Annotated in this window: 13 protein-coding genes; 8 read left to right on the top strand and 5 right to left on the bottom strand. The window is 72.2% G+C overall.

Going from position 1 to position 12,777, the window contains the following annotated elements; translation table 11 throughout:
* Window positions 1-70: 70 nt before the first annotated feature.
* Window positions 71-1,303, bottom strand: a complete 1,233-nt coding sequence (locus ACYVKZ_RS08985; protein WP_460991805.1) for an MFS transporter — start codon at window positions 1,301-1,303, stop codon at window positions 71-73.
* A gap of 130 nt (window positions 1,304-1,433) precedes the next feature.
* Here ACYVKZ_RS08985 and ACYVKZ_RS08980 point away from each other — a divergent pair, with 130 nt between their 5' ends.
* The 8 genes from ACYVKZ_RS08980 (at window position 1,434) to ACYVKZ_RS08945 (ending at window position 8,878) form a co-directional block, all read left to right on the top strand.
* Complete coding sequence (locus ACYVKZ_RS08980) at window positions 1,434-1,886, top strand: MarR family winged helix-turn-helix transcriptional regulator (protein WP_460991804.1); 453 nt, start codon at window positions 1,434-1,436, stop codon at window positions 1,884-1,886.
* Between the two features lie 78 nt (window positions 1,887-1,964).
* A complete protein-coding gene (locus ACYVKZ_RS08975; protein ID WP_460991803.1) occupies window positions 1,965-2,306 on the top strand; it encodes an uL4 family ribosomal protein in 342 nt (113 codons plus the stop codon).
* A 109-nt stretch (window positions 2,307-2,415) separates the two neighbouring features.
* A complete protein-coding gene (locus tag ACYVKZ_RS08970; protein WP_460991802.1) occupies window positions 2,416-4,539 on the top strand; it encodes an MDR family MFS transporter in 2,124 nt (707 codons plus the stop codon).
* Between the two features lie 5 nt (window positions 4,540-4,544).
* Window positions 4,545-5,156, top strand: a complete 612-nt coding sequence (locus tag ACYVKZ_RS08965) for a TetR/AcrR family transcriptional regulator (protein WP_460991868.1) — start codon at window positions 4,545-4,547, stop codon at window positions 5,154-5,156.
* A 40-nt stretch (window positions 5,157-5,196) separates the two neighbouring features.
* Window positions 5,197-6,180 carry an aldo/keto reductase gene (locus ACYVKZ_RS08960; protein WP_460991801.1) on the top strand — a complete coding sequence of 328 codons (984 nt, stop codon included), beginning with the start codon at window positions 5,197-5,199 and terminating at the stop codon, window positions 6,178-6,180.
* Complete coding sequence (locus ACYVKZ_RS08955; RefSeq protein WP_460991800.1) at window positions 6,180-7,382, top strand: MFS transporter; 1,203 nt, start codon at window positions 6,180-6,182, stop codon at window positions 7,380-7,382. The genes ACYVKZ_RS08960 and ACYVKZ_RS08955 overlap by 1 nt, the downstream gene beginning before the upstream one ends.
* Before the next feature lie 147 nt (window positions 7,383-7,529).
* Window positions 7,530-8,561, top strand: coding sequence for an aldo/keto reductase (locus ACYVKZ_RS08950; RefSeq protein ID WP_460991799.1), 1,032 nt, complete (start codon window positions 7,530-7,532; stop codon window positions 8,559-8,561).
* A gap of 119 nt (window positions 8,562-8,680) precedes the next feature.
* Window positions 8,681-8,878 (top strand): hypothetical protein, encoded by a 198-nt coding sequence (locus ACYVKZ_RS08945; protein WP_460991798.1) that lies wholly within the window; start codon window positions 8,681-8,683, stop codon window positions 8,876-8,878.
* 99 nt (window positions 8,879-8,977) lie between these two features.
* Here ACYVKZ_RS08945 and ACYVKZ_RS08940 read toward each other — a convergent pair whose 3' ends face one another.
* The 4 genes from ACYVKZ_RS08940 to ACYVKZ_RS08925 all read right to left on the bottom strand — a co-directional run bounded on the left by ACYVKZ_RS08940 (window position 8,978) and on the right by ACYVKZ_RS08925 (window position 12,772).
* Complete coding sequence (locus tag ACYVKZ_RS08940; protein ID WP_460991797.1) at window positions 8,978-9,202, bottom strand: hypothetical protein; 225 nt, start codon at window positions 9,200-9,202, stop codon at window positions 8,978-8,980.
* A 90-nt stretch (window positions 9,203-9,292) separates the two neighbouring features.
* Window positions 9,293-10,261, bottom strand: coding sequence for a patatin-like phospholipase family protein (locus tag ACYVKZ_RS08935; protein ID WP_460991796.1), 969 nt, complete (start codon window positions 10,259-10,261; stop codon window positions 9,293-9,295).
* A 19-nt stretch (window positions 10,262-10,280) separates the two neighbouring features.
* Window positions 10,281-11,657 (bottom strand): FAD-binding oxidoreductase, encoded by a 1,377-nt coding sequence (locus ACYVKZ_RS08930; protein ID WP_460991795.1) that lies wholly within the window; start codon window positions 11,655-11,657, stop codon window positions 10,281-10,283.
* 26 nt (window positions 11,658-11,683) lie between these two features.
* Window positions 11,684-12,772: an NADH:flavin oxidoreductase/NADH oxidase gene (locus ACYVKZ_RS08925; protein WP_460991794.1), complete on the bottom strand. Its 1,089-nt coding sequence runs from the start codon at window positions 12,770-12,772 to the stop codon at window positions 11,684-11,686.
* Between the last annotated feature and the right edge of the window lie 5 nt (window positions 12,773-12,777).

The following is a 12,777-nucleotide window of genomic DNA, read 5'->3' as shown; positions in this document are numbered from 1 at the left end:
CAGGAGGCCGTTGCGCCGCCGAAAGACGGTCGAATTCCGGCGCAGGCCCCGGCGCGGCGTCCTCGGGCGCTCACCCCACCCGGGCGGCCTCGGCTCCGGGCAGGTTGGGGGCGGGCTGGTCGGGTGCGGGCTGGCTCGGGGCTGTCATGCCAACCGTCCGACGCCGGGCCGCCCGGGCGGCGCCGACCATGACCACGAGCGCCGGCGCCGTGATGAGTGCCCCGATCCACAGGGGAGAGGTGTAGCCGAGCCCGGCGCTGATGCCGAGCCCGCCGGCCCACGCGCCGAGCGCGTTGCCCACGTTGAACGCCCCGATGTTCGCGCCCGAGGCCAGGGTCGGCGCGTGGGAGGCATAGCGCATGATCCGCGCCTGCAGCCCGGGAACGGTGCCGAAGCCGAACCCGCCCATCAGGAAGAGGGCGACGGCGGCGGCGGACGCATCCGCTGCCAGGAGCGCGAAGAGCACGAGGACGGCCAGGAGGGCGGCGATGAAGGCGATGAGGGTGCGGTCGATCCCGCGGTCGGCGAGCCGGCCGCCGAGCGCGTTGCCCGCGAACAGGCCCACCCCGAACAGGACCAGGAGCCATGGCACGGCGGCCGCCGCGAAGCCCGAGACGTCCGTGAGCGTGTAGGCGATGTAGGTGAAGGCGCCGAACATGCCCCCGTAGGCCAGGATCGTCACGATCAGGGACAGCCACACCTGGCCGTTCCGGAACGCCGCGAGCTCGCGGCGCAGGCTGGGCGCCTGCTGGGTGGGGGAATCGGCCGGGACAAGCGCGGCGATGCCGACCAGGGCGAGCACGCCGATGGCGGAGATGGCCCAGAAGGTGGCGCGCCAGCCGGCCTGCTGGCCGAGGAAGGTCCCGAACGGGACGCCGAGCACGTTGGCGGCGGTGAGGCCGGTGAACATGATCGCGACCGCACGGGCCTGGCGCGCCGCCGGGACGAGCCCCGTGGCCACCACGGAGCCGATGCCGAAGAACGCCCCGTGGCACAGGGCCGCGATGATGCGCCCGGCCATCATGGTGCCGTAGTCGCCGGCCACCGCCGAGAGGGCGTTGCCCACGATGAAGAGGACCAGCAGCCCCAGCAGCACGCGCTTGCGCGGCAGCCGCGTGGTGGCCGCGGTGAGGAGGAGGGCGCCGACCACGACGCTGAGCGCGTACCCGGAGATGAGCCAGCCGGCGCTCGCCTCCGAGACGGCGAAGTCGGCGGCCACCTCGGGCAGCAGCCCCATGATCACGAACTCGGTGAGCCCGATTCCGAACGCGCCGATCGACAGCGCAAGAAGCCCCATGGGCATGGCAGATGACCCCTCTGCTAGACTCAAGATAGTTGCAGACGCTGGATATTGCGATTGCAGACGCAATAGTTGCACACGCAAAGACTTGCCCGCAAGCCCGGGCCGCATTCCCGTCCCCGAGGAGGTCCGCATGAGCATCGACGACGGCGCCGTCGGGGTGCGCGCGCAGGGGTGGCGCACCCTCGCCGCGCTGCACGGGATGATCGAGTCGGAGCTCGAGCGCTCCCTCGCGGCCCTCAAGCTCTCGGTGGTCGAGTACACCGTGCTCGACGCCCTCAGCCGCCAGGACGGCTGGCACATGCGCATGCAGCAGCTCGCGCGCGCCACGGCCCTCAGCCCGAGTGCCACGACGCGCCTCGTGACCCGGCTCGAGGACCGAGGCCTGCTCACCCGGATCCTCTGCGCCGACGACCGCCGCGGGATCTACACCGAGCTCACCCCGGCGGGGCGCGGGCTGTACCTGGAGGCCAGGCCCCTCCATGACGAGACCCTGGAGCGCGTCCTCGCCGAGGCCGAGGACCGGCCCGAGCTCGCGGTCCTCGCCCGCGCCCTCCACGGTGTCCCGGTCACCGCGGTTCAGTAGCCCCGCCGCGGGTAACCCTCCCTGCGGAAGGGGCGGCGCGCCGTCGTCGTCCGCCGGACGCCAGAGAGGTGAGCCAGCATGAAGCTGAACAAGAAGGCCTACGAGCATGCGAAGGCGCTCGTGCGCGAGGGCAAGGTGGTGCGCGACTCTCGCGACGACTGGAGCGAGCACTCGCCGGCCACGAAGGAGCTGAGCGCGTTCCTCGACAAGCACGGCGAGGGCGAGTACTCGCAGTGGTTCCTCGGGATTGACGACGACGCCCCCGAGGGCAGCAAGTCCAGGTACAAGTTCCCCTTCAGCGACCTGAAGAAGGTGCACCGCTGCGCCGTGATCTCGGGGGAGAGCCGCGCGTCCCAGTACGACCACGAGGAGATCCGGGAGGCGCTCGGCGACCTGCTCAAGCGGATCGACGAGTCGTAGGGATCACGCCGCCCGAGGGGTGGGCAGCTTGTTGCAGAGTGTGTAAACTTGCAGAGCCTGCAAAGTTGCGTGGCTCCCCACATCCCACCCGAGAAGATTCGGACCCCTCATGTCTCAAGCAGCGACAGGCCCCTCGACGAGTGCCGCGCCGTCCGGCGCCGTGATGACCCAGCGGCAGATCATGCTGGTCATCTACGCCCTCATGGCCGGCATGTTCCTCTCCTCGCTCGACCAGACGGTGGTCGGCACCGCCATCCGCACGATCGGCGACGACCTCCACGGCCTGGACCAGCAGGCCTGGGTCACGACCGCCTACCTGATCACCTCGACCATCGCAACGCCGATCTACGGCAAGCTCTCCGACATCTTCGGCCGCCGCCCGCTGTACATCTTCGGCCTGGTCGTGTTCATCCTCGGCTCGTTCCTGTCCTCGTTCTCGACGTCGATGATCATGCTCGCCGCGTTCCGGGCCTTCCAGGGCATCGGCGCCGGCGCCCTCATGTCGCTGCCGCTCGCGATCATGGGCGACATCCTCGCCCCCCGTGAGCGGGCCAAGTACCAGGGCTTCTTCCTCGCCGTCTTCGGCGTCTCCTCGGTGGTGGGGCCGCTGATCGGCGGCGTCTTCGCCGACGCGAGCCAGATCGCCTGGATCACCGGCTGGCGCTGGGTGTTCCTCATCAACGTCCCGATCGGCGTCGTCGCGCTGCTCATGGTGCTCGCCTTCCTGCACCTGCCCAAGTTTCACAAGCATGCCGCGCCGCGCATCGACTGGTGGGGCGCCACCGCCGTGGTCGTCACCCTCGTCCCGCTCCTCCTCGTGGCCGAGCAGGGCCGCGAATGGGGCTGGGGATCCACCGCGTCCATCACGTGCTTCGTGGTCGGCGGCGTGGGGCTCATCGCGTTCATCCTCATCGAGCGGGCCATGGGCCCGGACGCGATCATCCCGCTGCGCCTCTTCCACTCCCGCACGTTCTCGATGGCCACGGTCCTCGGCTTCCTCGTGGGCTTCGCGATGTTCGGTGCCATGCTGACCCTCCCGCTGTACCTCCAGCTCGTCACGGGCCTGACGCCCACCGAGTCCGGCTTCGCGACGCTGCCCATGATCGGCGGCCTCATGATCGCCTCGATCGCCTCGGGCCAGATCGTCTCCCGCACCGGCAAGTACCGCATCTTCCCCATCACGGGCACGTTCCTCGTGGCCCTGGGCTACCTCGTCCTGACGGAAATGTCGATCGACAAGCCGCTCTGGTACCTCATGGGCGCCATGTTCCTGATCGGCCTCGGCCTAGGCCAGCTCATGCAGTCCCTCGTGCTCGCCTCGCAGAACTCCGTCGCCCCGCGGGACATGGGCGTGGCCACCAGTTCGTCCACGTTCTTCCGCCAGATCGGCGGAACGATGGGCACGGCCGTGCTGCTCTCCATCCTCTTCGCCCTGATGCCGGCCAACATCGCCACGGCCATGCAGAACAAGGGCGACCTCACGACCGCCCTCGACGCGGCCCTCACCCCCTCCGTCGCGACGAACCCGGCCAACAAGGGCGTCATGGACCAGATCTGGTCCCCGATCGTCACCCCCGTCCAGGCCCAGGTCCAGTCCGGCCTCGACCAGGGCGCGGCGGCCGCCAAGGCCGCAGCCGACCAGGCCGTCACCGCCCAGGTGACCGCCGCCGTCCAGAAGCAGGTCGCCGCCGGTGTGGTGCCTGCGTCGGCCGCGCAGGGGATCATCGACAGCCAGGCCGCGGCAGCGAAGCCCGCCGCGGAGCAGTCCGCGCTGCAGGCGGCCGCCCAGAAGGCCGGCGCCTCCGTGGTCAACGGCAAGCTCGCCGTCGACTACGCCGACCAGGGCCAGCGCGGCGCGATCGTGGACAAGGTTGCGCCGACGCTGATCGACAAGCTCAAGGAGAACTCGTCCTCGAACAGCTCCTCGTCCTCCACGACCTCGGACACGTCCTTCCTCAAGGGCGCCGACGCGCGGCTCACGCGGCCGTTCATGACGGGCTTCAACAGCTCCGCCGTGGTCATCTACTGGGTCGGCTTCGGCGTGATCGTCCTCGCGTTCATCCTCTCGTGGTTCTTCAAGGTGCCCCCGCTGCGCCAGCGCTCGGCCCTGCAGGAGCAGGCCGACGCCGCCGGCACCGCCGACGACCTCGGCTCCGACGCCGCCCTGGCCGCGGCCGAGACCGGCTCGCCGACCAGCCCGGACACCGGCGCCATCCGGGTCCACCGGGGGTGAGCGAGATGGAGCACGGCGCCGCGGTCGAGGACGGGCCGGGGACGCTGCGCGAACGCAAGAAGCAGCTGACCCGGCGCGCCATCCACGACGCAGCGTTCGCGCTCGCGGCCGAGCGGGGGCTCGCGCAGGTGACCGTCGCGGACATCTGCGCGGGCGCCGGGATCTCGGAGCGGACGTTCTTCAACTACTTCCCCTCGAAGGCGGCCGCGGTGCTCGGCCTGCCGGCCACGGCACTCTCCGAGGAGCAGGAGCGGGCGTTCCTCGCCGGCCACGGGACCCTCGTGGACGACCTCTGCGAGCTCGTCTCGGGCATCGCCGGCGGACCCGAGGGGGACATCCCGCGGATCAAGGAGCTCATGGGGTTCGAGCCGGACCTCCTGGCCGCCCTGCACCAGTGGTCCTCCGGGGCCCGCAAGGGCGTGATCCGGCTCGCCGAGGAGCGCGCCGCGCCGCAGCGCGCCCGCCTCGCCGTCGGCCTGGTCTTCGCCGCGCTCATGCTCCATGCTGACGCCTCCTACTCGGGGGGCACCGGCCCGGCCTCGCCGGCCGACCTGCGGGAGACCGTGGCCCGGCTGTGCGCCGTCGGCAGGGGCGAGGGGGAATCTGGTTCGGGCTGATCCCGGACCGGGTACATCAGAGGCCGACGGAAGGAGTTCGATGGACTACAGGACGGTGGGCGCCACGGGCGTCCAGGTCTCGCCGCTGTGCTTCGGCACGATGTCGTTCGGCTCGGAGGCCGACGAGGAGACCTCGGCAGCGATGTACCGCAGGGCCCGCGAGCTGGGCATCAACTTCTTCGACACGGCCAACATCTACAGCGGCGGCCGGTCGGAGGAGATCCTCGGCCGGCTCGCGGCCCACGAGCGCGATGACATCGTCATCACCTCCAAGGTCTTCTTCCCCACGGGCGACGACCCCAACGCGGGAGGCCTCTCGCGCCGGCACATCCTGCAGGCCGTGGAGGCCAGCCTGTCCCGGCTCGGGACGGACCGGATCGACTTCTACTTCGTCCACGCCTTCGACCCCCGCACGCCGATCGACCAGACGCTGCGGGCGCTCGACGACCTCCAGCAGCAGGGCAAGATCCTCTACCCGGCCGTGAGCAACTGGGCGGCCTGGCAGATCGCGACCGCCCTCGGGATCTCGGCCCGCGAGGGGCTCGCCCGGTTCGAGCTCATCGAGCCGATGTACAACCTCGTCAAGCGGCAGGCCGAGGTCGAGATCCTGCCCCTGGCCCAGGCGGAGAACCTCGGCGTCATCACCTACAGCCCCCTCGGCGGCGGCCTGCTCACCGGCAAGTACCGCGGCGGGCAGCGCCCGGAGGGCGGGCGGCTCGTCGAGAACGAGCGGTACGCCCGGCGCTACGGCCTCGAGGGCGACCGGGCCACCGCGGAGCGCTTCGCGGCCTTCGCGGACGACGCCGGGATCGCACCGGCAGCGCTCGCCGTCGCCTGGGCGATGGGCCACCCGGGCGTCACTGCCCCGATCGTCGGCGCACGGAACCTCGAGCAGCTCGAGGGCTCCCTCGCCGCGCTCGAGGTCGAGATGACTCCCGAGCTGCGGCGGAAGGTCTCCGAGCTCTCCCCGACCCCGCCGCCGGCCACGGACCGGACCGAGACCCTCGCCGGGACCTGGACGTAGTGCCCGCCGGGACCGGGACCGCCGCGCGCCAGCCCGCCATGACGCGCGGCCTGACGCTCCTGTTCGCCCTCGCCTCCGGCGCCGCCGTGGGCAACCTCTACTGGGCCCAGCCCCTGCTCGAGACCATCGCCAGCGAGTTCCACACCACCACGGCATCCGCCGGCTGGCTCGTGACCGCCACCCAGATCGGGTACGCGGTCGGGATCCTGCTCATCGTCCCGCTCGGCGACGTGGTGGACCGCCGGCGGCTCACCGCCGCGATGATGCTGGTCTCGGCCGCGGTGCTCGTCGCGTGCGCCCTCGCGCCGTCCTTCCCGTTCCTGCTCGTGGCGCTGTGCCTGCTCGGGGTCACGACGATCGCCGGGCAGATCCTGACCCCGCTCGCCGGCGACCTCGCCGACGACGCCCACCGGGGCCGGGTCGTCGGGACCGTCGTGGCCGGGATCCTCACCGGGATCCTGGCCTCGCGCGCCGTCAGCGGACTCGTCGCCGGGATCGGAGGCTGGCGCCTCGTGTACGGCGCGGCCGCCGTCGCGATGGTGCTCCTCGCCGGGCTCGTGTGGCGCGCGCTGCCGCCGCTCGAGCCCAAGGCGCGCGTCCCCTACCCGAAGCTGATCGCCTCGGTGGGGGCCGTCGTCGTCCGCGAGCGGGCGGTGCGGTGGACGCTCATCCTGTCCACCACCGGTTTCGCCGTGTTCACGCTGTTCTGGACTTCGCTGACGTTCCTGCTCGCGGGGCCGCCGTTCCACTACCCGGTGTCGGTGATCGGCCTGTTCGGGCTCGTCGGGATCGCCGGGGCGGTCACGGCCCAGCGGGCCGGGCGGCTCCACGACCGCGGCTGGTCCCTGCCCGCCACCGGTGTCGCCTGGGTGCTCGTGCTCGCCTCGTTCGTCATCGCGGCGTTCTCCGGCTCCGCCGTGTGGATGCTCGTGCTCGTGGTGTTCCTCCTCGACATCGCGATCCAGGGGCAGAACGTGCTCAACCAGACCCGCCTGCTCTCGCTGTCCCACGAGGGCCGCAGCCGGCTCAACACGGCGTACGTCACGTCCAACTTCATCGGCGGCGCCGTCGGCTCGGGCGCCGCAGCGCTCCTCTGGTCAGCCGGCGGCTGGACGGCGGTCAGCCTCGCCGGGGCCGCCCTGAGCCTCGTGGCCCTCGCCGCGTGGGCGCTCGGCCGGCGCGGCCCGCTCGTGACCGGCTGACCCGCGGCCCCGGGGCCACTCCCAGAAGGGGGGTGTGGGGGGTTCTCACAGGCCCACCCTCAGCGGCGGCAACGCCCTTCCCGCGACCCTCAGGCGCCCCTAGGGTGGACAGGGATCCCACCAGTCACCTTTCTCGAAGGAGCACCCATGGAGTACCGCACGCTCGGGCGCAGCGGCGCCATCGTCTCGGAGTTCGCCCTCGGAACCATGACGTTCGGAGCGGAAGCCGACGAGCCGACGTCGCACGCCATCCTCGACGACTACGCCGCTGCCGGCGGCACGTTCCTCGACACCGCCGACGTCTACACGCGCGGCACGTCCGAGGAGATCGTGGGCCGCTGGCTCGCCGCGAACCCCGCCAAGGCCGAGCAGATGGTGATTGCCACGAAGGGCCGCTTCCCGATGGGGGAGGGCCCCAACGACCTCGGCACCTCCCGCCGTCACCTGCGCACCGCCCTCGACGCGTCGCTGCGCCGGCTCGGCGTCGAGCACATCGACCTGTACCAGATGCACGCCTGGGACCCGCACACGCCCATCGAGGAGACGCTGCGCTTCCTCGACGACGCCGTCGCCGCGGGCAAGATCGGCTACTACGGCTTCTCCAACTTCCTCGGCTGGCAGCTCACCAAGGCCGTCTACGAAGCCAAGGCGCACGGCTGGACCGCGCCCGTGACCCTGCAGCCGCAGTACAGCCTGCTGGTGCGCGGGATCGAGGCGGAGATCGTGCCCGCTGCGCTCGACGCCGGCATGGGGCTCCTGCCGTGGTCTCCCCTGGGCGGGGGCTGGCTCAGCGGCAAGTACCAGCGCGACACCGAGCCGACCGGCGCGACCCGCCTCGGCGAGAACCCGCAGCGCGGCATGGAGGCGTGGGGGCCGCGCAACGCGCGCGAGAAGACCTGGGACATCATCGACACCGTCGGCTCGGTCGCCCAGGCACATGGCGTCTCCCACGCCCAGGTCGCGCTGCGCTGGGTCGCGGACCAGCCCGCCGTCACGTCGGTGATCCTCGGCGCCCGCACCCGCGAGCAGCTCGCCGACAACCTCGCGGCCGCGGACCTCCGCCTGACCCCGGAGGAGAACGACCAGCTCACGCGCGTGAGCGAGCCGGAGCACGAGGTGTACCCGTATGGGTCGCAGGCGATCCAGCAGCGCAGCCGCAAGATCGAGGGCGGCCGGTAGGGGCGTTCCGCCGGGGGCTGCCTGGCGTCGGCGCCGTCCTGCCCGTGGCGGTTGATCTGCCCGCGGCCGGGTAGGAGTCAGGGCGTCCGCACCGGACTACCGGCACAGGGAGAGGAATGATGAGCGAAGAGCAGCCGAAGGGCCCCCGTCCCGAGGACGTCCACCCCGACGAGATCCAGCCCGACCAGGAGCGCCTCGACGGGTTCCAGCGCGACACCGGCATCGCCTCGGACAAGGGCGACGAGAAGGCCAAGGACCTCGAGCACAAGGCCTACGGCGGCGACGACGAGCCGCCTAACGTGCCGCTGCCGGGCTGAGCGGCGGCGTACACCAGAGGTCCACAACACAGGTCCGGCCACGCAGTGCTTGTCACCGCGTGGCCGGACCTGCTGTGTGCCGATCAGCCCCTCAGCGCCTCACTCCGACTCGCGGGCGGCCCGCGCCTCGGGATCGGAATCCGGCCCGAGGGCCCGTTCGACGGCGGCCCGGGTCTCCACATCGTCCGTGTCGTCCGGGAACGGCTCCGGGTTCTGCCAGTCCTGATCACCGGAGGGGAGGCCGCCCCTGACTTCCTCCTCGACCTCGCGCTTCATCTGCTCGTCGAGTTCCGCACCGTGCTTGTTGCTGCCGCGTTCGATCATGATCCACTCCTTCGGTTCGCAGGTGCAGGGCGCTGCCGCGTCCCGCGCCTGCCGACTTGCCCGCCGGGACGGCGCCCCATCCCGCGACGCTCAGCGCCAGAAGGCGATGAGCTGCTCCGCCAGGGCCTTTCCCTGGCGGTGGCCGGCGCGGGCGGCCGGTGGCCGTGCCGACAGATCCATCATGTTGCCGCCGAACGCCTCACGTGAAGGGCCATCGGGGAAGACCGCCTCGACCTCGCTGCCCGCGGCGCGCAGCTCGGCGACCTGCTCCGCGAGCTGCATGCCCCACTCGAGCGGGTGGCGGGTCCGGCCGCCGAACGGCGAGAGCACCAGCACCCGCCGACAGCCCAGTGCGAGGTCGGCGTTCTCGTTGCGGCGGTAGCCGCCGTCGATGTACTGCCGGCCCCCGATCGCGTAGGGAACGCCGCTCGAGCAGCTCGCCGCGACGGCGTCCACGAGGCCGACGCCGCTGTGGCGGTCGAAGATGACCGGTTCGCCGGTGCGGGCGTCCACGGCCGTGATGAGGACCTCCTGCTCCGGCCAGCCCTCTCGGGGCAGCCGCGCGGCGACCGCGGCGCGCCAGCGCTCCCGGACGGAGGGGTCCGAGGCGCCCTCCAGCTCCAGCGCGGCCGCCCCCATCCGGCGGCGCATGTCCGCCGCCGAGTGGGCGGCGGCGATGATCCTGCCCGTGCGCTCCAGATGGTCCACGGCCGGCCGCCTCGCCCCGGGCGCTGCTCCGGCGCCGCCTGGCCGGGTCCTCGGCTGGTGCCCAGCGTCGAGGATGGCGGACAGCAGCTCGGCGGGGCTTGCGGCCGTGATCTGGGCCGCCGCGGTCGAGCCGGCCGAGGTGCCGATGATGAGGTCTGCCGCGGTCACGTCCAGGCCGCCCTCGTAGAGGCCGGCGATGATGCCGATCTCCCAGGCGTTGCCCGCCGATCCGCCGCCGTGGAGGACGAGGGCGCGGCCGCCGGAGCCAGGGGTCCGGCGGGTGGCGTCACGCTGCCCCGGGGCGGAGTGCCGGAGCTCGGGATGTAGGGGTGAAGATGATGCTGCGTCCATGGGAGTCGCCTTTCGCCGGCTACTCGGCGAAGACCTTGCCGGGGTTGAGGATGCCGTGGGGGTCGAAGACGCGCTTGATCTCGCGCTGGAGGGCGTACTGCTGCTCGCCCAGTTCGTCGCCGAGCCATCGGCGCTTGAGCAGGCCGATGCCGTGCTCGCCGGTGAGGGTTCCGCCGAGGTCCAGGGCGGTCGCGAAGATCTCTCCGGCCGCCGCCCAGACGTGCTCGGGGACGTCCTCGCCGGTGAAGACGAACGTGGGGTGCAGGTTCCCGTCCCCGGCATGGCAGGTGGTCGGGATCATCACCTGGTACTTCTCCTCGATGCGGCGGACCGCCGCGAAGGCCTCGCCCACCTTGTCCCGGGGGACGGCGATGTCCTCGACCAGCATGGTGCCCATGGCCTCGAGCGCGGGGAAGGCGTTGCGGCGGAAGCCGACCAGGCGCGCGGACTCCTCGGGGTCGGTGGTGGTCCGGACGGTGGCCCCGGCGCCGCGGGCCAGGGCGGCGATCTGCTCGGCGGTGGCGAGGGCGGAGGGGCCGTCGCACTGGACGAGCACGTAGGCGTCGGCGCCCGGTGCCACGTCGTGGCCGGTGTGCTGGCGCACGCAGTCGAGCGTGCGGCGGTCCATGAGCTCCATGATCGCGGGCACGTGCCCCTGCCGGGTCACCTCGGTGACGGCCGCGACGGCGTCCTCGAGCGTGGCGAAGAACGCCCCGAGCGTGGCGACGTCCCCGGTGACGAGGGGCTGGAGCTTGAGGGTGCATTCGACGATGATGCCGAGGGTCCCCTCGGAGCCGATCATGAGGGCGCACAGGTCGTAGCCGGTGACCCCCTTGACGGTGCGGTGGCCCACGGAGATGAGCCGGCCGTCGGCCAGGACGACCTTCAGGGCGAGCACCGCCTCCCGCGTGACCCCGTACTTCGCGCACAGGAGCCCGCCGGCGTTCATGGCGATGTTCCCGCCCACGGTGGAGATGTCCTTGCTCGCCGGGTCCGGCGCCCACCACAGGCCGTGCTCGGCGAGGGCCCGGTTGAGGTCGCCGTTGAGGATGCCGGGCTGGACGACGGCGAGCCGGTTCTCCTCGGAGACCTCCAGGATCTGATCCATGTCCCTCAGGGACAGCACGATCTCTCCCGGGCCGGCGATGGCCCCGCCGGCGAGCCCGGTGCCGGCGCCGCGGCTCACGATCGGCACCCCGGCCGCAGACGCGATCCGGCACACGGCCTGCACATCCTCGATACTGGCCGGGTACACCGCGGCCAGGGGCGCACCGGCCGAGCGGTGGCCCGAACGGTCGGTGGTGTACGGCAGAAGCCGCCCGCGGTCGGCCTCCACCCGGCCCGGCAGGGCTGCGTGGAGGGACTCGACGACGGCGGCGAGCTGGGCGAGGGGCATGGAGGTCCTCCGGTCGGGTTCCGGGGTCAGGCCTCGGTGCGCCACTTCGCGCGGGTGTACTGCGGCGGCCAGTAGTCGAGCTCGACTCCGAGCTCGTGCGCGGCCCGGAGCCCGAAGTGGGGATCGCGGAGGAACTCGCGGGCCACCATGACGGCATCGGCCTCGTCGTTGCCCACGATCTGCGCGGCCTCCTGCGGGGTGGTGATGAGGCCGACGGCGTTGACCGGCATCCCGGTGCCCTGGCGGACGGCCGTGGCGAACCCCACCTGGTACATGGGCTTGACCGGGATGCTGGCCCGGGCCACGAGGCCCCCGGAGGACAGGTCGAACCAGTCGGCGCCCTCCTCGGCCGCCCAGCCGGCCACCGTGATGGTGTCCTCGAGGTTCCAGCCGCCGTCCACCCAGTCGGTCGCAGAGAGGCGCACGAGGAGGGGGACGGCGTCGCCCGCCTCTGCCCGCACGGCCTGGACGATCTCGAGCAGGATGCGGGCGCGGTCCTCGAGGCTGCCGCCGTACTCGTCGGTGCGCAGGTTGGAGAGCGGGGAGAGGAACTGGTGCACGAGGTAGCCATGGGCGCCGTGGATCTCCAGCGCATCAAACCCGGCGTCCAGCGCCCGGCGCGCCGCGGCCGCGAAGTCGGCGACGATGCCCGCGATCTCCTCCACGCCCAGCTCGCGCGGCGTGGCGTAGCCGTCGAAGGCGACGGCGGACGGCGCCACGGTCTCCCAGCCGCCGTCCTCGATCGGCTGGCTGCCCTTGCCGCTCCACTCGCGGAAGGTCGAGGCCTTGCGGCCCGCGTGGGCGAGCTGCATCGCGGCGGTGGCCCCCTGCGAGTGGACGAAGCCGACGATCCGGCGCCACGCGTCCGCCTGGGCGTCGTTCCAGATGCCCGTGTCCCAGTTGGTGATGCGCCCCTCGGGGTTGACGGCGGTGGCCTCGGTCATCACCAGGCCCGCGCCGCCGCGCGCGAGGGAGCCGAGGTGGGCGAGGTGCCAGTCGGTGGGCACCCCGTCCCATTCCTCGACCGAGTACTGGCACATCGGCGAGGCCCACAGGCGGTTCCTGACATGGAGGCCCCGGATGTCGACGGGGGTGAAGAGCTTCTCGGCACGCATGGTGC

Source organism: Sinomonas soli, assembly GCF_054782415.1.
Note: the sequence above shows the minus strand (reverse complement) of the source record. Positions and strands in the feature narration are given on the sequence as shown.